Annotated in this window: 24 protein-coding genes and 1 tRNA gene; 11 read left to right on the top strand and 14 right to left on the bottom strand. The window is 64.1% G+C overall.

From position 1 onward, the window contains the following. Nucleotides 1-15: 15 nt before the first annotated feature. A complete protein-coding gene (locus NLR35_RS16260; RefSeq protein ID WP_257167544.1) occupies nucleotides 16-984 on the bottom strand; it encodes a complex I NDUFA9 subunit family protein in 969 nt (322 codons plus the stop codon). A 225-nt stretch (nucleotides 985-1,209) separates the two neighbouring features. Here NLR35_RS16260 and NLR35_RS16255 point away from each other — a divergent pair. Both NLR35_RS16255 and NLR35_RS16250 read left to right on the top strand, forming a co-directional pair. After that, nucleotides 1,210-1,296, top strand: a tRNA-Leu gene (locus NLR35_RS16255). Between the two features lie 86 nt (nucleotides 1,297-1,382). Next, nucleotides 1,383-3,014 (top strand): site-specific integrase, encoded by a 1,632-nt coding sequence (locus NLR35_RS16250; protein ID WP_257167543.1) that lies wholly within the window; start codon nucleotides 1,383-1,385, stop codon nucleotides 3,012-3,014. Here NLR35_RS16250 and NLR35_RS16245 read toward each other — a convergent pair. From NLR35_RS16245 to NLR35_RS16235, 3 genes are all read right to left on the bottom strand, one after another. After that, the gene (locus tag NLR35_RS16245; RefSeq protein WP_257167542.1) at nucleotides 2,964-3,632 is read right to left on the bottom strand and encodes a hypothetical protein; all 669 of its coding nucleotides are present in this window, start codon (nucleotides 3,630-3,632) and stop codon (nucleotides 2,964-2,966) included. The genes NLR35_RS16250 and NLR35_RS16245 overlap by 51 nt on opposite strands. Before the next feature lie 31 nt (nucleotides 3,633-3,663). Further along, nucleotides 3,664-4,176 (bottom strand): DUF488 family protein, encoded by a 513-nt coding sequence (locus NLR35_RS16240; protein ID WP_257167541.1) that lies wholly within the window; start codon nucleotides 4,174-4,176, stop codon nucleotides 3,664-3,666. Between the two features lie 125 nt (nucleotides 4,177-4,301). Next, the gene (locus tag NLR35_RS16235; RefSeq protein ID WP_257167540.1) at nucleotides 4,302-4,943 is read right to left on the bottom strand and encodes a recombinase family protein; all 642 of its coding nucleotides are present in this window, start codon (nucleotides 4,941-4,943) and stop codon (nucleotides 4,302-4,304) included. 198 nt (nucleotides 4,944-5,141) lie between these two features. On the opposite strand from NLR35_RS16235, the gene NLR35_RS16230 reads away from it, so the two are divergent. Continuing rightward, nucleotides 5,142-5,429, top strand: a complete 288-nt coding sequence (locus NLR35_RS16230) for a hypothetical protein (protein WP_257167539.1) — start codon at nucleotides 5,142-5,144, stop codon at nucleotides 5,427-5,429. A gap of 2,816 nt (nucleotides 5,430-8,245) precedes the next feature. Here NLR35_RS16230 and NLR35_RS16225 read toward each other — a convergent pair. Both NLR35_RS16225 and NLR35_RS16220 read right to left on the bottom strand, forming a co-directional pair. Next, a complete protein-coding gene (locus NLR35_RS16225) occupies nucleotides 8,246-8,656 on the bottom strand; it encodes a hypothetical protein (RefSeq protein ID WP_257167538.1) in 411 nt (136 codons plus the stop codon). An 84-nt stretch (nucleotides 8,657-8,740) separates the two neighbouring features. Next, complete coding sequence (locus NLR35_RS16220; protein WP_257167537.1) at nucleotides 8,741-9,625, bottom strand: NAD(P)-dependent oxidoreductase; 885 nt, start codon at nucleotides 9,623-9,625, stop codon at nucleotides 8,741-8,743. 100 nt (nucleotides 9,626-9,725) lie between these two features. On the opposite strand from NLR35_RS16220, the gene NLR35_RS16215 reads away from it, so the two are divergent. After that, nucleotides 9,726-11,177 (top strand): hypothetical protein, encoded by a 1,452-nt coding sequence (locus tag NLR35_RS16215; RefSeq protein ID WP_257167536.1) that lies wholly within the window; start codon nucleotides 9,726-9,728, stop codon nucleotides 11,175-11,177. 401 nt (nucleotides 11,178-11,578) lie between these two features. Here NLR35_RS16215 and NLR35_RS16210 read toward each other — a convergent pair whose 3' ends face one another. From NLR35_RS16210 to NLR35_RS16200, 3 genes are all read right to left on the bottom strand, one after another. Next, nucleotides 11,579-12,871 (bottom strand): TRAP transporter large permease, encoded by a 1,293-nt coding sequence (locus tag NLR35_RS16210; protein ID WP_257167535.1) that lies wholly within the window; start codon nucleotides 12,869-12,871, stop codon nucleotides 11,579-11,581. Further along, nucleotides 12,862-13,407, bottom strand: a complete 546-nt coding sequence (locus NLR35_RS16205; RefSeq protein ID WP_257167534.1) for a TRAP transporter small permease — start codon at nucleotides 13,405-13,407, stop codon at nucleotides 12,862-12,864. Before NLR35_RS16205 ends, NLR35_RS16210 begins: the two co-directional genes overlap by 10 nt. A gap of 127 nt (nucleotides 13,408-13,534) precedes the next feature. After that, nucleotides 13,535-14,506, bottom strand: a complete 972-nt coding sequence (locus tag NLR35_RS16200; protein WP_257167533.1) for a TRAP transporter substrate-binding protein — start codon at nucleotides 14,504-14,506, stop codon at nucleotides 13,535-13,537. A 699-nt stretch (nucleotides 14,507-15,205) separates the two neighbouring features. On the opposite strand from NLR35_RS16200, the gene NLR35_RS16195 reads away from it, so the two are divergent. The 7 genes from NLR35_RS16195 to ptsN all read left to right on the top strand — a co-directional run bounded on the left by NLR35_RS16195 (nucleotide 15,206) and on the right by ptsN (nucleotide 22,136). Then, a complete protein-coding gene (locus tag NLR35_RS16195; RefSeq protein WP_257167532.1) occupies nucleotides 15,206-15,820 on the top strand; it encodes a ribonuclease D in 615 nt (204 codons plus the stop codon). A 170-nt stretch (nucleotides 15,821-15,990) separates the two neighbouring features. Further along, entirely contained in the window at nucleotides 15,991-16,692 is a 702-nt protein-coding gene (gene lptC / locus NLR35_RS16190; protein ID WP_257167531.1) for an LPS export ABC transporter periplasmic protein LptC, read from the top strand. A 4-nt stretch (nucleotides 16,693-16,696) separates the two neighbouring features. Continuing rightward, complete coding sequence (locus NLR35_RS16185) at nucleotides 16,697-17,398, top strand: LptA/OstA family protein (RefSeq protein ID WP_257167530.1); 702 nt, start codon at nucleotides 16,697-16,699, stop codon at nucleotides 17,396-17,398. A gap of 367 nt (nucleotides 17,399-17,765) precedes the next feature. Continuing rightward, complete coding sequence (gene lptB / locus NLR35_RS16180; RefSeq protein ID WP_257167529.1) at nucleotides 17,766-18,803, top strand: LPS export ABC transporter ATP-binding protein; 1,038 nt, start codon at nucleotides 17,766-17,768, stop codon at nucleotides 18,801-18,803. A gap of 212 nt (nucleotides 18,804-19,015) precedes the next feature. Continuing rightward, entirely contained in the window at nucleotides 19,016-20,653 is a 1,638-nt protein-coding gene (gene rpoN / locus NLR35_RS16175; protein WP_257167528.1) for an RNA polymerase factor sigma-54, read from the top strand. Between the two features lie 90 nt (nucleotides 20,654-20,743). Beyond that, nucleotides 20,744-21,346: a ribosome hibernation-promoting factor, HPF/YfiA family gene (gene hpf / locus NLR35_RS16170; protein ID WP_006613104.1), complete on the top strand. Its 603-nt coding sequence runs from the start codon at nucleotides 20,744-20,746 to the stop codon at nucleotides 21,344-21,346. Nucleotides 21,347-21,674: 328 nt separating this feature from the next. After that, nucleotides 21,675-22,136 (top strand): PTS IIA-like nitrogen regulatory protein PtsN, encoded by a 462-nt coding sequence (ptsN, locus tag NLR35_RS16165; RefSeq protein ID WP_011923380.1) that lies wholly within the window; start codon nucleotides 21,675-21,677, stop codon nucleotides 22,134-22,136. On the opposite strand, the gene NLR35_RS16160 is transcribed toward ptsN, so the two are convergent. From NLR35_RS16160 to NLR35_RS16140, 5 genes are all read right to left on the bottom strand, one after another. Then, nucleotides 22,097-23,047 carry a sulfotransferase domain-containing protein gene (locus tag NLR35_RS16160; RefSeq protein ID WP_257167527.1) on the bottom strand — a complete coding sequence of 317 codons (951 nt, stop codon included), beginning with the start codon at nucleotides 23,045-23,047 and terminating at the stop codon, nucleotides 22,097-22,099. The genes ptsN and NLR35_RS16160 overlap by 40 nt on opposite strands. Nucleotides 23,048-23,276: 229 nt before the next feature. Continuing rightward, a complete protein-coding gene (locus tag NLR35_RS16155; protein WP_257167525.1) occupies nucleotides 23,277-23,783 on the bottom strand; it encodes a GNAT family N-acetyltransferase in 507 nt (168 codons plus the stop codon). Between the two features lie 139 nt (nucleotides 23,784-23,922). After that, nucleotides 23,923-24,186 carry a DUF1150 domain-containing protein gene (locus tag NLR35_RS16150; RefSeq protein ID WP_006613107.1) on the bottom strand — a complete coding sequence of 88 codons (264 nt, stop codon included), beginning with the start codon at nucleotides 24,184-24,186 and terminating at the stop codon, nucleotides 23,923-23,925. A gap of 58 nt (nucleotides 24,187-24,244) precedes the next feature. Continuing rightward, entirely contained in the window at nucleotides 24,245-24,670 is a 426-nt protein-coding gene (locus NLR35_RS16145) for an Hsp20 family protein (protein WP_006613108.1), read from the bottom strand. Nucleotides 24,671-24,804: 134 nt separating this feature from the next. Beyond that, nucleotides 24,805-25,884, bottom strand: coding sequence for a sn-glycerol-3-phosphate import ATP-binding protein UgpC (locus NLR35_RS16140; protein ID WP_257167523.1), 1,080 nt, complete (start codon nucleotides 25,882-25,884; stop codon nucleotides 24,805-24,807). Nucleotide 25,885 lies beyond the last annotated feature (1 nt).

Here is a 25,885-nt window from a genome sequence, read left to right as displayed (position 1 = left end):
CACCCTACGGACCGCTCACGCATTCTTGCGCTGAAACTGACCGGCCGGACGGAAGCGCCAGAGATATTGCGGGCCGATCGCCTCCAGCGAATCCGGCGTGATGCCGAGGCCCTGCAGGGTCAGCCCCGCGGCCTTCGCGGCCTCCGACACCACGTTGTCATGACGCAGCAGCTCGACCTGGTCCGGCGTCAGCTTCAGCGGGCCCGGCGCGAATTGCAGGAAGGTCGCCTGCAGCTTCGCCAGCCCGAAGGGCAGCGGCAGCAGCGCGCGGTCGCGGTCGGTGATCTCCAGAATGATCTTGAGGATCTCGCGGAAGCTCAGCACCTCCGGCCCGCCGAGCTCGTAGGTCGCGCCCGCCTGCGCCTTGCCGTCGACCGCATCCGCCACGGCCGAGGCGACATCGCCGACATAGACCGGCTGCATCTTCGTCTCGCCGCCGCCGACCAACGGCAGGAACGGCGCGATGCGGGCGAGGCCCGCGAAGCGGTTGGTGAACTGGTCCTCGGGGCCGAACACCACGGAGGGCCGCATGATCACGGCCTCGGGCACCGCGGCCAGCGCAGCGGCTTCGCCCGCCGCCTTGGCGCGGGCGTAGCTCGAGGCCGATTCGGCATCCGCGCCGATCGCCGAGACATGCACCAGCCGGGCGCCGGCGGCGGCCGCGGCCTTTGCCACGGTGGCGGCGCCCTCGGCCTGAACGGCGTCGAAGGTCTGCGCGCCGCTCTCGGTCAGGATGCCGACGAGGTTGATGGCGACATGGCTGTCGCGCAGTGCTGCCGCCACCGAGTCGGGATAGCGCAGATTGGCCTGCACGGTGTGGATCTGGCCGACGCGGCCGAGCGGCTGCAGATGGCCCGCGAGCTCCGGCCGGCGCACCGCGACGCGGATGCGATAGTCGCGCTTGGCCAGCGCGCGGACCACGTTGCGGCCGACGAAGCCGGAGCCGCCGAACACGGTGACGAGGGTGTCCAGATTCGATGCCATTGGGATCATTCCTGGGATAGCCGGGCGGTCGATCCGCCCCGGACGAGAAGCCTGTCAGCGGCGATTCGCACCCCGCGGCCCGCCATCTTGCGCCGCTGTATAGCCCATCGCCCGCACCGCGGAAAAGGGAGCCGTGTTTTTGCGCATGGTTCGAGAAAAATTGTCATCTTGGGCCTTCTGCGGTTTGACAAGCCGCCGTTCGATCCGTACACACCGCCTCCACATGCCCAGGTGGCGGAATTGGTAGACGCGCTGGCTTCAGGTGCCAGTGGCTTAACGGCCGTGAAGGTTCGAGTCCTTTCCTGGGCACCATCGTTCATCGATGTTGTTGATTTCGCTGAAGCCCTATAATTTAAGGGTGATTGACCGTCTCAACTGGTACACAGAGACGGTACACAATGCTTCTGCGAATGCCCTCTCCCACTCGCCGCGACGGCTCCAAATTCCACTACATCCGGACGCGTGTCCCCGCTGACCTGATCGCCAAGGCGATCGGCATCACGCTGCGCGTTCCGATCGGCGACGAGGCTGTGACGGTGCGGGTCGGCCGCACGGCCACAGTGAAGATTTCGCTTCGCACCATGGATACGCGCGAAGCGAAGGCGCGACAGGCAAAGGCGCTGGCCTACCTCGACGAAGTTTGGAAGGCTCTGCGAGAGGGCCGGCGAACACTCAGTCACAAGCAGATCGTGGCCCTCGCGGGTGACTTCCGGCGGCGAGCAATCGCGCGGTTCGACGAAGAGCCGGGCCCCGTAGGCATTTGGACTCGGCTGCTTGAGTTGTCCGAAGCGTGGGACGAGGCCACGCGAATGCGTGAAGTTGCACCTTTCGTCGAAGAGCACCTTGCCCGGCACGCGCTGAGCGTCGACGAGCACACCTGGGCGGCACTTGCCGGCGAGATGTTTCGGGCTGGCAGGGAAGTTGCTGAGGTGCTGAAACTACGGGCTGAGGGCAATTACGCCCCGGATGAAGGGGCGAAGAGATTTCCGGAGTTCAAGCTCCCCGCCGTTCAGGAAGCCCCCAGTGAGTCCATCCGGGGGCTGTTCCGGGACTGGAAGCGCGAAGCAGTCACTGCCGGGAAGGCAGAGAAGACCTTTGCCGAATACGAGGCGGTGATCGAGCGGTTTGTGAGCTTCCTTGAGCACGACAACGCTGCGCGACTGGGGCCGAAGGATATCGTTGCTTACAAGACCATGCGCCTTGCAACGATCAATCCCCGTACAGGCAAGACCTTGTCGGACAAGACGGTGCGGGACGGCGATCTGTCGGCATTAAAAGCCGTATTCAAGTGGGCGGTCGCCAATCACCGCATTCCAAGCAATCCGGCTCAAGGCATCACGGTGATGCGCAGCAACCCCGAGCAGACGCGGCCGAAGGGATACACGGACGATGAGGCTATAGCAATTCTCGGCGCCGCTTTGGCGTACGAGTGCGCGGATGATGAGCTTGAGAAGACAGCCGCAGCGAAGCGTTGGGCACCGTGGCTCTGCGCTCTAGCGGGCGCTCGCGTCGGGGAGGTGCTGCAGCTTCGTCGTGAAGATGTCCGGCGGAGCGGGACGCATTGGACGATAACGATCACGCCGGAGGCTGGCCCGGTCAAGAATAAGAAGCGGCGCGATGTTCCGCTTCACCCGCAACTCGTTGAACTAGGCTTCGTCGCCTTCGCAGAGGCTTCAGGGGACGGCTATCTATTTCTCACGGCCGAGAACAGGAGCGAGGTTCGCGGTCGCTTGAACGGCGTGAAGAACCGCGTGTCAGAATTTGTCCGGTCAATCGTCAACGACGAGCGCATACGGCCGAACCATGCGTGGAGGCATCGCTTTGTAACCCTCTCCCGCAAGTACGACATCTCACAGGAACTGCGGCGCATGATCTTGGCGCAGGGCGGCAAGGGCGTGGACGAGGCGGTCTACGGAGAGCCGGAGGGACTATACCGGGAGATTTGCAAGCTTCCGCGCTACGACGTAGGGCTGGAGCAATTACCCGAAAAGGTCAGGCTGCGTCACTTCGTCGAGGCGGATCACGCCTAGCAGCTGCCATGTCTGTGGCCTCTTGGCCTGGTTTCCAAGCGCGAATGCCATGCCCTTGCGGGGATAGTCGTCGTCGTAAACGGCCCGCATGCGGTCCAGAGCACTAGCCTCACCGTATTCGGTCCGCCAGCGCCAAAACATAGCATGGGTTTCCCAGTCGCCGTTCTGGTAGTTGTGATGGCCATCATCGTCATCGAACTCAAATCGAAAATCGAACGGCGATGGCTCAAGTTCGGCCAGCTCCTGATCGAAGATAGATGTTTGTCGAGCGGCGAGTTTGAATGCTTCACGCTCCTCTACGAGGTCAGCCGCAGATTTCCGCTTCGCGATGAACTTCGTGTTTCGGGGCCGAATGAGGGTTAGTGATTTGCCGCGGGCCATCGCCTCCTTGGCTGAGCCGGTGATGAGTGGCGCAAGCAATCGCGTCCGCTCGTCTTTCGGCAACTCGCCGTCGATTGTGATGCTGTCTTCGTAGACGTGGCAGCTCTCGCCGCGCTTGTCGCGCGTCGGAGGCCGAAAAGAAAATTTCACCCAGTTCCAGCGGGAGAAGCTGCTATCGCCCCGCAGATGGCGAAAGCGTATCGGGAAGAGCCGTTTCCACTGCCCGTCGACGGTCACGCCAGCACAGCAGACAGTTTCCCCGTAGGTTCTACTGGGCTGCGGCAGCGCTTTGACCAGGACGACTGCTCTGGAGCTTCGCGGCGTTACGGACATAGCGATCAGGTTCGTCACCGAAGAGGTGGAACATAGTGACCTGAGTCGGTAGTGCCGTTGCAACAATCAACCTGTGGCATCCACTGGGATCGCGCTCAAAACACATCAAGCAGGTGGTCTGCTCGTCAACCAGCTTGGCCAGCTCTCTTAGGCTTTGCTGGGGCCCGCTCTGGGCGAGATGCTTGCCGTAAATCTCTCGGAACCGAGCCATCTGGCCCGCCCTTGCGGCGTCGCGCCCGGGTTTCGGATCGCCGAGCGATGCGAAGTGGATGTACCCAATGCCCTCTTGCTCAACGCGGTCCCGGAGTCGATTCTTCGAGAAGCCCTTCTTCCGGGAGATCGGCACGGCGCGGACATCGGCCAGCACCTGCACCTTGACGCTTTTCAATGTGGCTACGAAGCGGTCAATATCGGTGCCTTCATAGCCAATGGTGTACAGCGTCGCCATTCAAATCACCTGTGTCGCGTCGTCGTCGATCATGGTTTAGCAAAAGTAAACGCCCCATTACGTCACCCAGTGAGCAGACGCAAAAACACTGATGGGGGCGGGCCGATGCACCTAAGGCTGACGACCTAAGCGGCCCAGCTTGCCAAGGCGGCCTCCGCCGCGCTCCGGTCCGCCTTGATGCGGTAGACCGTCTGGCGTGTCAGACCGGTGGCGGTGGCGATCTCGCTTATGCCCCTGTCCAATTCGAGCATGTCGCAGACCGTCTGGAACTGCTGACGAGTGAAGCTTGGCTTGCGTCCAAGGTACTTCCGCTCCGGTGCATCTGGGCGCCTCGCAAACTCAATGCCGTTGCGCCTGGCTTCCTTTGTGGCTTCGGCCTGGGCTTCCGCCGTCGCTGCCATGAAGGCTATCAGCGCGTCCCTGACGGCCATCTGGATAGGGTCCTTGGTCGCCCCGTCGAACGTCATATTGTTGATGACGGTGCGGACGATGACGCCCCTGCGCATGAACTCGCGGATGGCGTCGCTGACGTCGTTGTAATTCCTGCCCAGCCGGTCCACCCAGCGCACCACGAGCGTGTCACCCGCCCGGAGGATGTCGAACAGGCGCTTGCCCTCGGGGCGCTCGGCAAGGCGGGTGCTCACGCCAGACACGCCATGGTCCGCGACCTCCAGATCGATCTTGAAGCCCGCGGCTTCGGCCTGGAGGCGTTGGTGTTCGAGCGTCTGATCTTTGGTGGAGACGCGGGAGTAGAGAACGGTGGCCACGGGCGGACCTCTGTACGTTGGGATTGTGTCCGTTGAATATGGCGTCCGTTGATGGATGTCAACCCTAGCGGACGTCCGCCCGGGCCGATCTCTCGCTGTCCGTATAGCTATACCCTAACGGACGGCGAGTCGGCCCGGTGCGTGGCGGACGCGTCGCCGTTATGGGAATTTAGCACCACTACGAATCAAGAGGTTGCCGTGTACGCCAAGCAGAAGCTTTACGAGGCCATCCGGTCGCTAACGGGGGTGGGGACCATTCAAGAGCGGCTAACCTTTGCCGCCTTGCCGCTCGTGATCCTTGAGAACCCGAATGATGAGGTCCCTGCGGAGCTACGTGCCGAACTAGCCGACGTGGTCCGTGCCTTGACCGCGAAGCCCCTGAGCGATGCCAGCGGCTACACGCCACGCGAAATCTCCGACGAGGACGCGGGCAGGCTATCGGATCGTATCGTGAGCCTGCTCGTCAGGATCATGGGAGGCTTATGACCGGCCGCAAAGCGACAGATCGCTAGTACGTTCTGCCTAGGCCGGCGGCGCCGTAGACGTTCCCGCCTGATCAGGGCGCCAGCATCTTGGTTAAGGCAGCAGCCGAGGTCGGCAGATCGCCCGGGCCCGCGACGGTGCGGGGCACATTCGAAAAGCACCACACCCGCACGAGGTACACGCAATCGCGGCCGGCCCGGTACGGGGGATGGCGGCCTCATTTTGCAGTAGATGTGCCCCTTCAGAGATTTCCGTCAAAATATCCGGTCGCTTTTGGGGGGGGGGACGTGCGGGTGTGGTGCGTACACGCGCATTGCATAGGTGAATGCATCGGCATGCGCCTTCCTGCGATCTTCGGGAATGCGATCAGACGAGATGCGGGCCAAAGCTACGGAATGTTGCGCCAAAGCGGCCGGGGCTGATGCCTTGATCGCGTTCTACTACCGCCATGCCGCCCAGTGTTGGAACGATATGGCAGACCAAATGGAGTGGCTGGAACACGAACCGGTGTATCGTCGGATACAGAACCGGAAGGACTAGGGTTCGTAAGGCCGCTCTGCGCCAACTGCCATAGTGCGCCGGGGCACCAGCCTTGGCGCTGCATTAGGTACGAGGTGATCTCCCAACCTACGAAGACCCTGTGCGGAGAGTCCCCGGTCATCCCCTAGGGATTGGCTCTTGATCGAGGATCATGACGTAGGCTCGTGTCAGAACCACTAGACCGATCCTTCACTGCCACCCTATCCGCACTTCAGTCTCACTATAGGTATAAACCCCGGAGCGCATATGCAGTAGTGCAACCTATTGGTCAGGGTTGTGCTGGGCTCGTTGTGCTCCTGCGAACCCGTTCGCAGTTCAATTGGCCGAAGACGCAGCATCGCCGCTCGCGGCCGCGTAGCAGTTATTGGCCGACTGGCCGCCCTGGGGGCTCCGTACAGGCGATAAATCGCAACGCGGCTCCGGCCAACAGGGGTGACCAAAAGGCCGCTCACGGACTCTCCCAGGCCGGCAGGGGCAGCGGTGGGTCTCGGCCCGAGTAAGCTAAGCTGCCCAGTCCTTGTGGTCGCATCGCCCGGCAGACCATGGCTATCAGCAGGGATCACCCACCATCGATTGAGGCCGAACCAGTCTCCCCACTTGCGCGGGAATTGACCGGTGACCATGTTGTCGGAGTTCCAGAAGGGGTGACCCATGACGACGATAGATCAGCTCCGGACCAATTCCGTGATCGAGTTTGCCGCATTCGATGATTGGAAAGGATATGCGTCCGCGATGGGCTTCCATTTGGTCGGGCCAGCCGAGCAGCCGGGTTTCTGCCGCATGCGGAGGGACCTGGGTGTGGTCCATCCTATCGCCTGCCCGCAGCACTTCACCTACCGCACGGTTTCATAGCTCAGACCGAGCGCCCACCGTTCAATCCGCTGCCCTGGAGCAGGGCCTGGCTGTCCGGTTGAGGACAACAGGGCCTTGGCCGCGCTACCGCAGATTTAATTTCTACCCGATGGGACAGCCAGTCCACCCGCCAGAGACGGCCCCTGGGGCCTACTTCTTCGCGGGGTAGATGTAGAAGCCATCGCGGTCGTAGCGCTCGAAGCCACGCTCACGTGCAGCTGCTGTTGACACGGTACACGGCGCTGGTACACACAGAGACACCGGCGGTCGAAATTCGTCTGCAAAATCAACGCGCAATCTCGATGGCAGCCCAATCCTTTCCTGGGCACCACGCTTCGCTCTTCGAGCTTCGCGTGGCGCCGCCGAGCTGAGGCTCGGGTTTTCATTTTCCTCGGACATGGCTGAATCTGTTGACGTCGGACGACACGCTTCGCGTTTCGCTGGCGTTCGCCGCAGATCTTCGGTTGGCACCCTTTAATCTTTGGGAGCCGGCCTGAAAGGCCAGGGTGGCCGCCAAACAACAGGTGTCGTCCCTGCGAACGCAGGGACCCATACCGCGAGATGTCTGAAACAGGCAGGCGGCCAGTCCCACGCAATACAACTGCACCCTGTGGTTATGGGTCCCTGCGTTCGCAGGGACGACGGCGGAGGTTGGCGTGCGCAGCGTTGCCTCCGCGACAGAATTGAATGCGTGCGCTCTCGTCCTCGCGACATGACGTGCCCGAGCTGTGCTGAAACTCACCGCCCTCTATCAACAGAGGGCGCAGGGAAGGCCGGGTGCCGGTCGCACCCATGGCCCGCCAGCGATAAGAAAATGCTGGCGGCAGGAACCACAGGTACGCGCCGGATCATCCGGCCTTCCCTGCGCAACGGTTTTAACGGCTGCTTCGCGTTCTCCCTGGTGCGCCGGCTTGCTGGCCACCATCCCCTGCGCGTCGCGTCAGCGACGTCGCAAGCTTGATATCAGCATCGGGATATCAGGACCGCGCGACTTGACCGTGCGTGCATCGATCGTTCGTCCGCGTGAACTACGTCACGCTGCGCCGACACACGCCCATCGCATCCCACTGCCAACGTCTCGTGACGGTCGCGACACGCCCCTCATGTGGCAGCAGGGACGCGCGGAAATGTGCAGCTGATTTGCCCGACGGTGCAAGGGGAAATGCTGCGACAGACTGGCACGACGGGCAATTTGCGCATGGAAGCCATGCGGACAACTCCACCGTCATTGCGAGCGAAGCGAAGCAATCCAGGGCTCCGGGCGCCGCCCTGGATTGCTTCGTCGCTTCGCTCCTCGCAATGACGGTGGAGGGCAGCTTGCTCACCTGCAGCCAACTGTGTCGTTCTCACGAACGCGGGATCCCATACTGTGTGATATCCTGATAATGCAAGCGGCACGTTCTGAGCCGCTTGCAGTGTCGCCGCTGCTACCTTCCATTTCTAAGAAAACGATCCATGCTTGGCGGCAACTCGCCTTGCCGATTGATGGCAAAGCACAGCATCGTCAGGTATTCCGCTGCCCGCTGATCTAACTCAGCCGAACGTGCGGCTAACTCCAAGGCCAAGGCTTGAGCCTCGACCCAGCTCAAAGTCTGACTGAGCCCAGACAGCTTGCTATACTGAATGCCTGGGCTGTCTGCCGGACGGTTTTCAGGGGATGCGTCGATCAGCAAGGGTTCATCGAAGCCGAGTCTCTCCATTCGATCTCCGTGATCGATCGAGCGAAGCGGCAAGAAAACGATCCACTCCGCGTTACGTTCGTCGCAGAACGACACGGCAAGAGACCCGCCATCGCGGATCATCTCGGCTCCGAGCAAGGTGTTCACATTTGTAAACATGCGCAATTCTAGCCACCGATGGCTCTGTCACAAGAAGTTCGCGCATTTCCGGAAGGGGCCAACCATGAAAGCCCGATGTCCTGCTCACTCCGTCCGTGACGCCGCGATCACGCGGGCCAGCACCGGCCAATACAGATCGCCATAGCCCGCCGCGATCGCCTCGCCGAGCCGTCGGTCGGCAAGCTCCGCGCCCGGCAGATCGATCTGGACCGACCTGGCGAGATCCAGCGCATAGCCGATGTCCTTGCGCGCATATTCGGTCGAGAAGGCGCGCTCGGGATATGTGTCGGGCAGCATCGCCTTCATGCCGTGGTTGCGCAACGCGAAGCTGTCGGCGGAGCCCTTAGCGAGCGTCTCGAACAGCAGCTGGGGATCGAGGCCGGCGCGCTTGGCGGTCTCCAGCGCCTCGCCGAGCGCGACCACGGTCTGCATCAGCACCATGTTGTTGAGGATCTTCACGACCTGGCCGGCGCCCACGCCGCCGCAATGGGTGATGTCGGTGGCGAACGTCCCGATCAGCGGCCGCAGCCGGTCGAACGTCGCCGCGTCGGCTCCGACCATCACGCTCAGCGTGCCGTCCTCGGCGGCCTGCCGGGTGCGGGCGATCGGCGCATCGGCGAAGGCGGCGCCCTTGGCCGCGAAACGCGCGGCCAACTCCCGGCTGGCCTGCACCGGCGAGGTGCCGAGGTCGACGATGGTGTGACGCGCCTCGACGTGGCGGAGCAGGCCGTTATCGCCGTCGCACACGGCCTGGACATGCTTGCCGCTCGGCAACGCCATGAAGATCACATCTGCCTCGCGCGCCAGCTCCGCGAGCGATGCGGCCCTGATGACGCCGACCGCGGCGAGCCGCTCCAGCTGCGCGTCCGCACGATCGAAGCCGTACACCGTCGCGCCGGACTTCCGTGCCAGATTGCGGCAGATCGGCTCGCCCATCACGCCCAAACCGATGAATCCGATCGCCACCATTGCAAGCTCCTTTCACTCGGCCGTGCCGGTGCAATCGACCAAGACGCCGCGCTGCGGCTGGGCCCGGTCCTGCTCCGGATAGTCGTCTGAATATTTGTCGGTGTCGATCGAGCCGGCCCTGGCAGTCGTGCCGGCGGCGTGCGTAGGGCTCAGGGGTAGAGGGGCGCGCTTGCGATCTGTGATTGCTGGCGGTAGCATTCTCCTGCTCGCTGCACCGGCTTCGTTCAGCACTGCAGCGGGCGACGTCATGCAAGATTTTGCCATCCGCCGCCTCTCGCACATTCCTGCCATTGCCTCGGCTCCGGCCGTCGATTCCGTTCCCTTTTCGTCGTCACGGACACGATCCATGTCGTTCATGATCTACACCAGCGCAAAGCACCTTGCGGCTGCGGACCGCCGCTCGTCTCTCCGCCTGGTGGCGCCCGTCCTGCTCGGCATTATCGCCGCACTGGGCCCGCAGCCCTCAGCCGCAGATGAGACGTTCAACTACGATGCCTCCAAGCCGATGCAGTTCTTCAACGCCGGCGATACCGGCAATTGCAACGGCTGCTCGTGGATCGCGGCCGAGGGCACCATCCAGCGCGATACGCCGGAAGTGTTTCGGCAGTTTCTCGCCAAGGGGAGGGATGGATATGACATCAGGTTCAACTCGCCCGGCGGCGACCTCACGGCTGCGATGCGGCTTGGCGAGATGATCCGCGAGGAGAACCTGCACAGCCGGGTCGGCAAGACCTCCGGGACGCTCGATGCGGACGGCAGATTCATCAACACCATCGAAGGCGGCTGGGATCCCGGTCATTGTGCATCGGCCTGCGTGCTGGCGTTCCTCGGCGGCGTCAGGCGGCATGCCGAAGGGGGCGAGCTCGGCTTAAGGCAGCTGCTCGACCCCGAGCCGAGCAAGGAGCCCAAGGCCAGGACCGCGAGCGAGCCCGTCCGGGCTGCCGACCAGGCGATGATGGGGAGCCTGATCGACTACGTCCTGCGCATGGATGCCAGTCCGAGACTGCTCGCTCTGGCCGCCTCGACGCGGGGGAAGGTCCGATGGCTGACGCGGCAGGAGGTCGTCGATCTCGGCATCGAGATCAGCTGGAAATACGCGAGTCCGATGACTGTCGAGCCGTTCGGCGGCGGCGGCGCCTATGTCGAAATCTTCAACCGGTCCCTGTTCGTGAACTTCCGCCTGCGCCTGTATTGCCGCGGCGACGCCTCGATCGTCCATCTCGCGATGATTCCGAACTGGAAATACGATAGCGGGACGTTCGAGCAGACGATGCGGGACATCATGACGGAGCGCCAGGTGTTCCTGGTCAGCGATCACGGCAGGCGCAGCTATCCGTTCAAGCTGGTCGCGCTGGACGCGAGCCCGCTCGGCCCGCAGACGACGGGGCAGATCGTCGGCGCGACGATGGCAGACCTGGAGGCGGCCAAGCGAATCGAGATCGACTATGATCGGATCGGCAAGGTCGACTCGGAGACCGCGATGGGGCTGGAATTCGATCTTGCCGGCGACCGCCGCAAGATCGGCATCGTCGCGCGGTCCTGCGTGAAGTGACCGTCGAGGCGCGGGCTCCGAGCCCCTGATGTACGCAATGGGCAGGCGGCACGTTCCGCGCGCCTCATGACAGCCGGTGGCCATGGGTCCCGGAGCCGCGCCCGCCGACGCGTTGCGTCGGCAGGCTTGTCCGGGACGACAGCGGAGGGGGGCTGGCAGGCCGTAGGGTGGGCAAAGGCGCGTCGCGAGATATCACGGCTTGCGCTGTTGATGGTGCGTCGTGCCCACCATCTTGATCTCGGCGCGAGGCGGTGGGCACGGCGCGCGCGAGACTGCGTAACCATCTCGCTGTCAGGCGCGCCTTTGCCCACCCTACGATGTCAGCAAATGTTGTCAGCAAACCATGGCAGGCGCGGTTTGCTGGCCGGGGCCGGCCAACAAAACCAGCGACCTCTCTCGATCTATCCCTTGTACCCCATCAGCAGCCGCGGCAGCCAGAGTGAGAACGCCGGGACGTAGGTCACGAACATCAGTGCTGCGATCAGCGCGGCGTAGAACGGCAGGATCGTGCGCATGACGGCGCCGACCGAGATGCCGCCGATGGCGCAGCCGACAAATTGCGTGGTGCCGACCGGCGGGGTGTTGAGGCCGAGCGCGCAGTTGATCAGCATCAGCATGCCGAACTGCACGGGGTCCATACCGGCCTTCATCGCGATCGGCAGGAAGATGGGGGTACAGATCAGGATCGTCGCCGCCATGTCCATGAAGGTGCCGAGCAGGAACAGGATGATGTTGATCAGCAGGAAGATCATCCAGGGCTGCGAAGAGACCTTGCTCATCAGGTCGCCGGCGAAATCGGCTACTTCGTAGAGTCCCATCAGGTACTGGAACATGGTGGAGACGCCGATCAGCAGCAGCACCACGCCGGTCGTCTTCACCGCCTTGGCCGCGGCGCGCAGGAAGTTGGGCAAGGTCATCGTGCGGTAGATGAAGAACGTCAGCACGATCGTGTAGGTGACGGCGACGGCCGCTGACTCCGTGGCCGTGAAGACACCGGAGAGGATGCCCGCCAGGATGATGCCGACGATCAGCAGGCCCGGCAGCGCCGCCGCGAACGAGCGGCCCACCTCGGCCCAGCCCGGAAACTTGCCGGCGGGATAGCCGCGCTTCACCGCGACGGCGTAGGCGGCGACCAGCATGCAGACCATCAGCACCAGCGCCGGCAACAGGCCCGCGGCGATCAGCGCGCCGATCGACACCTTGCCGCCGGCAGCCAGCGCATAGATGATCATGTTGTGGCTGGTCGGCATCAGCGCGCCCACCAGCGAGGCGTGGGTGGTGACGTTGACGGCGTAGTCGGTGTCGAATCCTTCCTTCTTCATCATCGGGATCATCACCGCGCCCATCGCCGAGACGTCGGCGACCGGCGAGCCGGAGACGCCGCCGAACAGCGTACAGGCGACGACGTTGGACATGCCGAGGCCGCCGCGGATGTGGCCGACCAGGTTCTTGGCGAGCTGCACGATCTTGTCGGCGACGCCGCCATGCAGCATCAGCTCACCGCTGAAGACGAAGAACGGGATGGCCAGGAACGAGAAGATGTTCATCCCCGACATCATCTGCTGGAAGATCACCGCGACCGGCAGGCCCTCATAGAGGATGGTGCAGATCGCGGAGAGGCCGATCGCGAAGGCGACGGGGACGCCGAGGATGAGAAAGCCGAAGAACGTGACGCCGAGAATGATCAGTTCCATGACGGGATGACCTCTTCACCGCGCAGGAGAGCAATGATGTGCTCGATTGAGAAGGAGACGATCAGCAGCCCGGAGACGACCAGCGGGACGTAGCGGACGAGCTCTGGCAGGCCGAGATTGGCGATCTTCACGGTGCCGACGGAGGCGCCGAGGATCCAGCCATTGTAGGCCATGGCGAGGCCGAACAGCGCGACGAGGACGTGGATCACAAGCTCGATCTTCTCGCGCGTCGAGTCCGGCAGCATCACCAGCAGGCTGTCCATGCCGATGTGTCCGGCGTCGCGGACGCCGACGGCGCCGCCGATCAAGGTGACATAGAGGATCAGGACCAGCGCCAGGTTCTCGGTCCAGGTCGGGCTGGAGTTCAGCACGTAGCGTCCGAACACCTGGTAGAACACGATGGTGACGATGACGAGCAGGCCGGCGACGGACAGATACATGCCCAGCCGCGCGATGACGGCGTTGATCCGCGTCAGCGGGCCGCGTGACGGGCGCCCCTCACCGTGCTCGTGGTCGCCGACATGTGGGTCTGTCATTCCCGTCCCTCCCCTGGCTTGCATCCGGCGTCGCCGATGGCGACGACGCCGGACCGTGTGATTGTTGTTCTTGGTCGGCGTGTTCGACGCCGTGATTTCCGGCGTCGTAACTTCTACTTCGTGTCTTTTACTTCGTGTCCTGGATGCGCTTGACGAGGCTCGAGAGCTTCTCGTCGCCGGCGAACTTCTGGTAGACCGGCTTCATCGCATCCACGAACTCCTGCTTGTTGGCGATCGTCACGACCTGGACGCCGGCGGCCTCGACGGTCTTGCGCGAGGTCTCCTCACGCTCGTCCCAGAGCTTGCGCATGACCGGCACCGAGTCCTTGGCCGCCTTGCGGATCATCGCCTGGTCTTCCTTGCTGAGCGTGTCCCAGACCTTCTTGGACATCACGAGGACTTCAGGCGCCAGCGAGTGCTCGGTGACGTTGTAGAACTTGGCGGCCTCGAAATGACGCGAGGATTCGTAGGACGGCCAGTTGTTCTCGGCGGCGTCGACGAGGCCGGTCTTGAGCGCGGTGTAGACCTCGCCATAGGGCATCGGGGTCGGGTTGGCGCCGAGGCTCTGGATCATGCCGACCCAGAGGTCGGACTGCTGCACGCGGATCTTCAGGCCCTTGAGGTCGGCGAGCGACTTGACCGGCGCCTTGACCGTGTAGATCGAGCGGGCGCCGCTGTCGTAATAAGCGAGGCCGATCAGTCCGGCCGGCTCCATGGCGGCCAGGATCTCGTCGCCGATCGGGCCGTCCAGGACGTTGCGCATGTGCTGGGTGTCGCGGAACACGAAGGGCAGACAGAGCGCGACGGTCTCGGGCACGAAATTGTTCAGCGGCGACGAGTTGATCCGCATCATGTCGAGCGCGCCGATCTTGAGCTGCTCGATCGTGTCCTTCTCGGAGCCGAGCGCGCCGTTCGGGAACACCTTGACGCCGAGCTTGCCGCCGCTGGCCGCCGCGAGCTGCTTGCCCATGAACTTGACCGCTTCGACGGTCGGATAGTCGGCGGGATGCACGTCGGCAGAGCGGAAATCGCGCGCCATCGCCAAGGGCGAGGTGACCGCCAGCACGGCGGCCGCAATGAGCGCTGAAAGTGTCTTCATCTGGGCTTCCTCCTTGATTGATTATGTCGTTGTAGGCAGATGCAGCAGGCCGCCTTGGGTCGCTCCACTCCAGATGCGAAGTCAAGCGCCAATATCACGCGTAGGGCCCGCGGCATTTTCTGTCCAAGCCAATTGCGGCATTGATCAATGCAAGAGTTGGATCGATCGATGATGCGGATCGCTGCGGCGCGAAGAGGCGGATGAGCTCGCGTGATTGGCGTGTGACGGGAGTAGGGGCTTCGTCCACCAATGGTGTGTGGTGCGAAGCTGTGGCTTCACCCATCGGTGTCGTCCATACCGCGTGATGTCTGAAACTGGCAGGCCGCCCGTTCTGCGCGCCTCACGACGTCCTGTGGTGATGAATCCCGGATCTACGCCCGCCCGCGCGTTGCGTCGGCGGACTTGTCCGGGATGACGGCGGAATTCGAGGCGCGAGCTGTCCGCCTCAATGCCCGCGCCGCTGTATGAGCCAACTTGGCGACGAGTGAACGTTCGGCGGGGTAATGTCGGGGCGGCGCCTGTCCTCCGGACTTGCGCCGGAGCCGCCGGGCTGGCATTCCCTCACCTCATTCCGGAGCCGAGCCGGCTGCGTTTGCCGGATGGTTACCTGCGCCGGGCTAAATCCGGGCTTCACCGCGTCCTGCGGCGCCGGGTCGGTCCGACCCGCCCGACCCTGATTCGACCGAGGTTTTGAACCCCATGACCGTCCGCCTGCACCGTGGCGACCTGCCCGATCTCTCCCGCTACACCAATTCGGTTGCGATCGACACCGAGACGATGGGACTCAATCCGCACCGCGACCGGCTGTGCGTGGTGCAGCTGTCGCCTGGCGATGGCTCGGCCGACGTGGTGCAGATCCCCAAGGGACACACCGATGCGCCGAACCTGAAGGCGCTGCTTGGCAATCCCGATGTCACCAAGATCTTCCACTTCGCGCGCTTCGACGTCGCGACGCTGTTCAATACCTTCGGTGTGATGCCGCAGCCGGTCTACTGCACCAAGATCGCCTCGCGGCTGGCGCGGACCTATACCGACCGCCACGGCCTCAAGGATCTCGTGCGCGAACTGCTCAATGTCGATCTCTCCAAGCAGCAGCAGTCGAGCGACTGGGGAGCCGATACCTTGAGCGAGCCGCAGCTCGCTTACGCCGCCTCCGACGTGCTGCATCTGCATGCGCTGCGCGAGAAGCTCGACGTGATGCTGGCCCGCGAAGGGCGGCTGGCGCTGGCGCAAGCTTGTTTCGCGTTCCTGCCGCACCGGGCCACCCTCGATCTGGGCGGATTCGAGGCCGAGGACATCTTTGCGCATTCGTGAGCCGGGCCGAATCGACGGCGCGTTCAGGATCATTAATCTCTCTTAATGATTGCCGGCGTCCTGCGTCGCGATTTCGCGCCAGTTCCAGGCTGCAATGGCTGACGCGCCCATGGTAGGATGCGCGATGTCCGCGAGCTGTTTCGGCGCTCGCCTTCGGTGTCGGAGCCCTGGTGAACTCGGTCCAGAACCCGGTCTATGATCCCACCTTGCAGGCGCGCTTTGCCGTCGCGGCGCGCCACAGCCGCTTTGTGCGCGCGCTGCGGATCGCCGTGCCGACCGCCGTGGGCTTGGCGATGGCGGTCGTTCTCTACGTCGCCTTCTTCAATGATTTCCGTGTCACGGTCGAGACCAACAATCTTTCCGGCAATCTCGTCATCTCCGGCCGCAAGATCACCATGGAGACACCGCATCTGACCGGCTTCACGCCGGACCAGCGGCCGTATGATCTCGTCGCCCACAGCGCGGTGCAGGACCTCACAGATCCCGATCACGTCGAACTCAACATCCTCCGCGCCAAGGTGCTGATGGAGGACCAGTCGACCGTGACCTTGCGGGCGAACACCGGCGTGTTCGACACCAAGCAGCAGCAGCTCGAATTGAAGAAGGACATCCTGCTGACGACCTCGACCGGCTACGAGGCGCGCCTGAGCCGCGCCTCGGTCGACATGGCCAAGGGGACGGTGAGCTCGGACGAGCGGGTCGACGTCAAGCTGACCAACGGCACGCTCTCCGCCGACCGGCTGCGCATCACCGACAATGGCGAGGTGATCCGCTTCGAGGGCAATGTCGTGATGAACCTCGATACCATGAATGCCGCCCCGGCCACGACCGCGAGCGCCGATGCCGGCCGTGCGGCCCGCAACACGAAGTGATCAAATGACCCCGTGCCGTTTCAAGTCCGCCCTCATCCCTGCTGCCGGATTCGCCGTCCTGGCGCTGCTCGCGTCGCCCGTTCCGTCGCAGGCGCAGAGCGCGATAACCGGCCAGCAGAATGCGCTTCAGGGCTTCTCGCAGAACCGCGACCAGCCGATTCAGATCGAGGCTGCGTCGCTGGAGATGCGCGACAAGAAGAAGGAGGCGACCTTCTCCGGCAACGTCAAGGTCGTGCAGGGCGATACCACCATGACCTCGAAGTCGCTGGTGGTGTTCTATGACGGCGGCGCCCAGCCGGGCGGCGCCAAGCCGGCCAAGGCCGCGCCGGCCGCTACGCCGGGCCCGGAGGGCAGCTCGGCGATCCGCCGCATGGAGGCCCGCGGCGACGTCAAGGTGACCCAGAAGGATCAGGTCGTGACCGGCGAGACCGCGGTCTACGACACCAAGACCAACATGATCACGATGCAGGGCGGCGTGGTCATGACCCAGTGCAAGAACGTGATGCGGGGCGACCGCCTCACCGTCGACATGACCACCGGTGTGTCGCGGGTCGAATCCGACGGTGGGCGCGGCGTGCAGGTGCTGCTGCCGAACGCAGGATCAGGATCGGGATCAGGCGCCGGTGGCGGCTGCGGATCGTCGCCCGGGCCATCCGGCTCGCCGGTCGCGATTGGTGCGCCGGTGCCGCTCGGCAAACCAAAGTGAACTCAACTATTTAGCAAATCGCTTCCGGCTCCAGTTGAACCGCGCCGCACCTGCCTCTATCTAGCGACACGGGCTGTTCGCATTGCGGGACCACAGCCGCCAGGCCGCCTCGGGCGTGCTGAGCGTGGTTGTGGGAGCGCGGTGCCGGGCGCCGATTGCGATTTTGCGACCGCTCGTGTCCGTCGGATGCGACCCGTGACCTCGCCGTCAGACGACAAACTCCGGAGCGCGGGTAATCCGCGCTTTGGCCGGTCCTGCGCTTCCTATTGATCCGCAGGGCAGGTGAGATGCGTTCGCTCGCGGTGGGCGGGCGAGCCAGCGCTGCGGTCGGTGACGGGCAGCTTCGAAGGGCGTAAGCGAAGCGAGGATGGTGGATCTACTCGGCATGTTTCGTGGGCGTCCCGCCAAGCGTGGCCAGCGAGGCTCCGCGCGCCGTCGCGACGATATCACCTCGATGGACGATCCCTTCATCAATCCGGCGCAGGTCGACGATCCCCTGGCCGTGCTCGCCGATTCCGTTCGCAATGACGCCGTGCGCAACGAGCAGCAGCCGTCGATGCGTATCAATCCGCGCTCGCCGCAGAACACCGAGCAGATCCAGCGCAAGCGGCCGGCCTCGCAGCCCGCGCCGGCCAAGCCGCGCAACAATGGCGCAGTCGGTGCTCCGCAGCTGTTGCGCCGGCCGGGCTTCCTGGCGGTGCATTCGATCGAGAAGAGCTTCGGCAGCCGCCAGGTCGTGCGCGGCGTGTCGATCTATGTCCGCCGCGGCGAGGCCGTCGGCCTGCTCGGGCCGAACGGCGCCGGCAAGACCACCGTGTTCTACATGATCACCGGCCTGATCAAGGCTGATCGCGGCGCCATCGAGCTCGACGGCCACGACGTCACGCGGCTGCCGATGTATCAGCGCGCGCGATTGGGAATCGGCTATTTGCCGCAGGAGGCCTCGATCTTCCGCGGCCTCACCGTCGAGCAGAACATCCGCGCCGTGCTCGAGGTGGTCGAGCCCTCGCGCAAGAAGCGCGAGCGCGAGCTCGATGCGCTGCTGGAAGAGTTCACCATCACGCGGCTGCGCAAGTCGCCGTCGATCGCGCTGTCCGGCGGCGAGCGCCGCCGCGTCGAGATCGCGCGCGCGCTCGCCACGCGCCCGAACTACATGCTGCTCGACGAGCCGTTCGCCGGCATCGATCCGATCGCGGTCGGCGACATCCAGCAGCTGGTGCGCCATCTCACCAACCGCGGCATCGGCGTCCTCATTACCGACCATAACGTGCGCGAGACGCTCGGCCTGACCGACCGCGCCTACATCGTCTATGCCGGACAGATTCTCACCGAAGGCAGCCCGGAGGAGATCGTCGCGGATCCCGACGTGCGACGGCTGTATCTCGGTGAGGAGTTCAGGCTGTAGGATTACGGACGCGGTGTTTGGCGGCTTTTGTCGTCCCTGCGACAGTCGGTCGAAACGCTGCGATCAAGGCTATCTGCAAGCGGTTTGCGAGGACGGTAATCTCGTCTTCCGCGGCGCGCCATACTCCGTTTTTCTTATTCGTCAAGCCGTGTACATCGCGCGCAGATTAGGATAAGCAAGAATTGGACCAGTAAGGGAATGTTCTTGCTCCCATGGCGTTGACGCAGAGATTAGAATTCCGCCAGTCGCAGTCGCTGGTGATGACGCCGCAGCTGATGCAGGCGATCAAGCTCCTGCAACTGTCCAATCTCGACCTCTCCACGTTCGTTGAAGAGGAGCTGGAGCGCAATCCGCTGCTGGAGCGCGCGAGCGACGGCCCGGAAGCGCCGGTTGCCGGCGAGCAGCAGATGTCCGAGCGCGCCGAGTTCTCCGAAGGCGGCGAGAGCGGTGGCGACGATTTCGGCGAGGGCGGCAGCAGCAGCGGCGAGAGCTACGAGAGCGCGCCGGAAGATTGGATGAGCCGCGATCTCGGCAGCCGTACGGAGATCGAACAGACCCTCGATTCCGGGCTCGAAAACGTGTTTTCCGAGGAGCCGGCGGAAGCTGCGGCGCGTACCGCCCAGGACGCCGCGCCCACGACCTACACCGAATGGGGCGGCGGCGCCTCCGGCGACGAGGACTACAATCTCGAAGCTTTCGTCGCAGCCGAGACGACGCTGTCGGACCATCTCGCCGAGCAGGCCGCAGTGGCGTTCGTCTCGCCGGCCGATCGCATGATCGGCCAATACCTGATCGATCTCGTCGACGAAGCCGGTTATCTGCCGGTCGATCTCGGCCAGGCCGCCGACCGCCTCGGCGCCGAGCAGGCCGACGTCGACGCGGTGCTGGGCGTGCTGCAGACCTTCGATCCGCCCGGCATCTGCGCGCGCAACTTGAGCGAATGCCTCGCGATCCAGCTGCGCGAGCTCGACCGCTATGACCCCGCGATGCAGGCGCTGATCGAGCATCTCGACCTCCTCGCCAAGCGCGACTTTGCAGCCCTCCGCAAGCTGTGCGGCGTCGACGACGAGGATCTCGTCGACATGATCGGCGAGATCAGGCGGCTCGATCCGAAGCCTGGCCTCAAATTCGGCACGACGCGCACGCAGACCATGGTGCCCGACGTCTATGTGCGTCCCGGTCCCGACGGCGGCTGGCTGGTCGAGCTCAACAGCGACACGCTGCCGCGCGTCCTGGTGAACCAGGTCTATTACTCCGAGCTGTCGAAGACGATCCGCAAGGACGGCGACAAGTCGTACTTCACCGATTGTCTTCAGAACGCGACGTGGCTGGTGCGCGCGCTCGATCAGCGCGCCCGCACGATCCTGAAAGTGGCGACCGAGATCGTGCGCCAGCAGGACGGCTTCTTCACCCATGGTGTCGCGCATCTGCGTCCGCTGAATCTCAAGGCCGTCGCGGATGCGATCCAGATGCACGAGTCGACGGTGTCGCGTGTCACCGCCAACAAATACATGGCCACCAATCGCGGCACTTTCGAGCTGAAATATTTCTTCACCGCCTCGATTGCATCAGCCGATGGCGGCGAGGCGCATTCTGCGGAAGCGGTGCGGCACCACATCAAGCAGCTGATCGATGCGGAAGATCCCTCCGCAATTCTCTCCGACGATACCATCGTCGAGAAGCTGCGCGCCGCCGGTATCGACATCGCGCGCCGCACGGTCGCGAAATACCGGGAAGCGATGCGGATCCCGTCCTCGGTGCAGCGCCGCCGCGACAAGCAGAGCATGCTGGCGCATGCACTTTCGTCGCCGGCCAGCGCCGACCGGACGCGGGATACCGCGTCAGTTTGACCGCTACGGTCAGTTTGACCGTGCCCCGCGATTGCGCCTTAACCAAATAGGCTTAGTGTCATCATCGGTTCACATGAATCGAGGCGACACATGACCCTGCGGATTTCCGGAAAGAGCATCAGCGTCAGCGAAGCGCTGCGCGGCCGCGTCAGCGAGCGCACCGACGAGGTGCTGCGCAAATATTTCGACGGCAATTATTCCGGCCACGTCACGCTCTCCAAGGACGGCTTCGGGTTCAAGACCGATTGCGCACTGCACCTTGATTCGGGGATCACGCTCGAGGCCGAATCGAACGCGCCGGATGCCTATGCCAGCGCCGATCAGGCGCTGTTGATGATCGAAAAGCGCCTGCGCCGCTACAAAAGCCGGCTGAAGGACCGTTCGGCGCGCAAATCCCATGCGGCCAGCGCCGCGCTCGCCGGCCTCGACGGCGCGCTGCTCGATGCGCCGAGCTACGTGATCGAGGCCCCCGCCGAGGGCGACGAGGAGATCACGGGCTACAATCCCGTCATCATCGCCGAGAACACCACTGCGCTGAAGCGCCTGTCGGTGTCGGAGGCAGTGCTCGAGCTCGATCTTTCGGGTGCGCCCTGCATGGTTTTTCAGCACGGTTCCAGCGGGCGGGTGAACATCATCTACCGTCGCGCGGACGGCAACATCGGCTGGGTCGATCCGCCCGCGGTCAAACCGTAGTCGTACGGGCGGCGAATTCCGTTCGGTCGCGACGCGAAAACGGGTTCCGGATCAGGTCCTTGGCAGGCCGCTTGCGACGTCACGCCACGGCTGCGCATGGGTGCTGCGCGCCGGGCCGGCGCCTTGGCGCCTTCAGGTCGCCACGCTCCGGCGATCTTTAAGGATAGGCTGCCGGAACATGCTTGCGGGAGTTGGCACCGCCGTTGCGTTGGGGTAGAAGCGCCTCGCATTGGACACGGGTTAAGCCCGCCTGCGGCCTCAACTTCTTGACGCCGGTCTGTCCCGACCTATTTCGCACCCTGACGGTTCAATCACCTCGGAACGCCCTATGCCGATTACCGATCTGGTCGCACCCGAGGCGATCCTGCCGGCTTTGAAGGTCATCAGTAAGAAGCAGGCGCTGCAGGAGCTGGCGGCGCGTGCGGCTGCGCTGACCGGGCAGAACGAGCGGAGCGTATTCGAGGTCCTGCTGCAGCGGGAGAAGCTCGGCACGACGGCGGTGGGCTACGGCGTCGCCATTCCCCACGGCAAGCTGCCGAAGCTGGAGAAGCTGTTCGGCCTGTTCGCCAGGCTCGAGCGTCCGATCGATTTCGAGGCCATGGATGGCCAGCCGGTCGACCTGGTGTTCCTGCTGCTCGCCCCCGAAGGCGCCGGCGCCGATCACCTGAAGGCCCTGGCGCGTATCGCGCGGCTGCTGCGCGACCAGGACGTCGCCAAGAAGCTCCGCGCCTCGCGCGATGCCCAGGCGATCTATTCCGTGCTGGCGCTGCCGCCGGCCTCGGCGGCCTGACGTCGTCTCGCTCCTCGCTGCAAGGACCGCGTAAGCCTGCCGGCGAGCCTGCGTGCGGCACCAGCCCCGTTCTGGCGCGGGGCTTCGGGCGTCGGCTCGTAGCCGAACTCGACGACGAGCTCCTGAAATTCCTCGCTCCGCAGCCGGTCGAAATGATGCGGCCTCATCCGCTCCTTGTAGATGCCGATCTTTCGCTCGCGTCCTGATGACGTCAGGCCGCGGCCGACCACATCCAGTTCGGCGGCCGTCCTGCGCGGAACACCCAGATAGTCGCAGATGCGATGAAGGACGGGATATGACGGCGCCGCCCTGTCGTCGGCCGCGAGCTCCGCATAGAGCTCTTCGAACCGCACGGTCAGGCAGGCCGGCGAGTCCAGCCAGCTCATGAAGTTCTTGATGCCCGATGCCGGCAGAGAGTCGATGGTCGATGTGATGCGGGCGGCATCGTCGGGATAAGCGGCCGATCCGGCGGCGCGCCGATAGGCATTCCACTTTCGCATCTTCGGGTAGGCTGCCGAGTGATAGACGAAGTCGACCCAGCTCACGACGATGTCGCGGGGGTCGCGGACGATGAACAGCATCTTATGTTCCGGTCTGCCCAGCAGATACTGCTCGAGATACGGATAGTACTCGGTATGCGAGGCGCAGAAATAACCCGGGCTCATCGCCGACGCCCAGAGTGGCGCCGGAAGCGCGCGCCCGTAGTCGAGCGAACCGTCGGGGTTCAGTTTGCTGATCGAAGACGTGTAGGTGTGATAACCGACATCGACATGACCGCCGAGCGCCTTGACGAGTTCGACCAGCAGGTAAGTGCCCGCTTTCGGCACGCTGTTGCAGATCACGTAACAGGGGCTCGGCCCTGCCGGAGGACTGTTCAGGAAGACGTGCCGGTTGGGGATGGTCCCGCGCATGAGCTCTCGAAAGACGCCTGCATCAAGCGGTGATCCCTGCATTCATCATCCCCACACATGCTCGTCGCACATCGGACTAGCGCGTGGCGCATCAGGGACAACTTAAGGATTGGACAGCTTCGCCTGAAACCTGACCGGGTCGTGTCTGATCGTAAATCGGCCCGCGATGGACATCGATGGAAACAAATCTCTCGAGCCGGCTGCTGGCCGGCCGCGCCGTCGTTCCGGGCTATCGCAGCGATCTCATCAGATAACGCACGGTCTTGGCGCCGGCATGGATGCTGGCCGTCGCCAGCGTCTCGAAGCCGAGCGCGGCGTGGAAGGCATCGGACTGCGGATTTGGCGGATCGACGTTGACCTCGCACACGATGCGCTGATGCCCCGCCGCTTCGGCGTCTCGAATCAATTGCGCGTAGAGCATGCGCGCCAGCCCCTGGCCGCGCGCGGCCGGCGCGATGACGACGCGATCGACATAGACGAAGCGATCGTAGCGGGCGCGGAACCAGCGATGATTCGGATTGTCGTAGGGCGCCGTCTCGTCCAGCGCAATCAGCAGCGCATCGGCCGTGCCGGCGCGGCTGGCGCGCCAGGCGTGATCGAGCAATAGCGCGAGGCCTTCCGGCGTCAGCCAGGACAGCTCGGCGGCATGCGCGTTGTTGAGCGCCAGCAGCGCGGCGGCGAGCGCCGGCTGTGCTCTCAATTCGGCTGAACTTAGCGGTGCGATCAGCGGCGGCATCGATGGACGTCCCGCAGAGAGTCTCGAGGAGCATGAAAAAGGGGCCGTCCTCTTCGCAGAGGGCCGCCCCTTGGATCAATGCATGAGCGCATGGGTCTCACAAGGCGCCGGTGTGACAACCGTCACCGGCTGGATCTTCCTAGTGCACGCTCACGGCCTGGAGCTCGTGGCTCCATGCGTTCGCAATCGCGGCTTCGCGGCTGTCGGTGAGCATGATCGGCGTGCCGTCAGCGGCATGCAGTGCGAACAGCTTCAGTCCCGGCGCGATCTGCGGAGCCTGCGGAAACAGTCCGGGCACGTCTTCAGAGCGGATCTGCTTCACGTAAGCGATGTGGCCCTCGCCCAAGGTCGCCAGCGACTCCAGGGAGACGGGGGATTCCGACGCAACATTACCTTCAGTCATGGTCTCGACTCCTTCTGAGACTCAAGCGGTCGAGTCCGCTACTCGTTCCATCAAACCATTATTCGTGTTCATTGATCGCTATTGTCTTAACGATCCGCTCAGGCTCCGGCCTGGCCAGATCGACCGACAACAGTCCGTTCTTCAGGTCCGCACCGAGCACATGCATTCCCTCCGCCAGCACGAAAGTGCGCTGGAAGTGGCGCGCGGCGATGCCGCGATGAATGTATTGCCGGGTCTTGTCGTCCTGCTGCCGGCCACGGATGACGAGCTGGTTTTCCTCAATGGTGACATCGAGTTGGTCACGGGTGAAACCCGCCACCGCCAGCGTGATCCGCAGCCGCTCGGGCTGGCCATTGGTGCGTTCGAACCGCTCGATATTGTAGGGCGGGTAGCCGTCGGCACCTTTGACGACGCGGTCGAGCACACGCTCGATCTCGTCGAAGCCCAGAAGGAACGGGCTGGAGAGCGAAGGAACACGAGACATGGTTTACAAAGTCCTCTCGAAGCGACTTTGATGTATCAGGGCCCTGACGGCACCCCTTGAGCAACAATATGGGCACGAACGCGCGCGCGTTCAAGCACCCCCGGAAGGGGCAGAATGGTCGTCTGTGGAAGGGCTTAAACGGCCAGCCGTTGCCGGCCGTCGGCCGAGAACATATGCAGCTTCGTCCGCGGCGCCACGGCGCGGATCCGGCTTCCGATGTCGGGGGCCGTCGTGCCCGGCAGCCGCACGATGACGTCGTTCGCCGTGGCGCTGAGGCTGTCATTGTGGCCCACGTCCTGGCGGGCGCCATAGACATAGGTCTCGGCGCCGACATGCTCGATCGCGTCGACCCTGAGGTCGAGGCCGATGCCGCCGGCCGGCACGGTGTCGCCAAGCTCGAAATCCTCGGGGCGAATGCCGAGCTGCCCGGCTTCCGCGGGAACCGCGTCCGCGCCGTGGAGCTGCGCCCGCACGGCCTCGATCGGCATCAGGTTCATCGGCGGCGCGCCGATGAACGAGGCCACGAAGGTCGTCGCCGGCTTCTGATAGATTTCGAGCGGGTTGCCGATCTGCTCGACCTTGCCGCCGTTCATCACCACGAGAATGTCGGCCAGCGTCATCGCCTCGAGCTGGTCGTGCGTGACGTAGATCGCCGTCGTGGCGAGGCGGCGCTGCAGCTTGCGGATCTCGACCCGCATCGCAATGCGCAGCTTGGCATCGAGGTTGGACAGCGGCTCGTCGAACAGGAAGACTTTCGGCTGCCGCACGATGGCGCGGCCCATGGCGACGCGCTGGCGCTGGCCGCCCGAGAGCTGCCGCGGCTTGCGCTCGAGCATGGTGCCGAGCTCGAGGATGCGTGCGGCATCTTCGACCCGCGTCTTGATCTCGTTCTCCGGCACGCGGCGATTGCGCAGCCCGTAGGCCATGTTGTTGTACACGCTCATATGCGGGTAGAGCGCGTAGTTCTGGAACACCATGGCGATGTCGCGCTCGGCCGGCTCGATCGCATTGACGATGCGGCCGCCGATGTCGATCTCGCCCGACGAGATCGTCTCCAGTCCGGCGACCATCCGCAGCAGCGTGGATTTGCCGCAGCCGGAGGGGCCGACGAGCACGCAGAACTGGCCGTCGCCGACCTCGAAATCGATGCCTTTGATGGCCTCGAAACCGCCGGGATAGACCTTGCGGACGTTGCGGAGCGTGACGTTGGCCATG

Source organism: Bradyrhizobium sp. SRS-191, from assembly GCF_024586915.1.
In the GTDB taxonomy this organism is placed as follows: domain Bacteria; phylum Pseudomonadota; class Alphaproteobacteria; order Rhizobiales; family Xanthobacteraceae; genus Bradyrhizobium.
The sequence above is the reverse complement of the archived record's forward strand: the minus strand, read 5'-3'. Positions and strand labels throughout refer to the sequence as shown.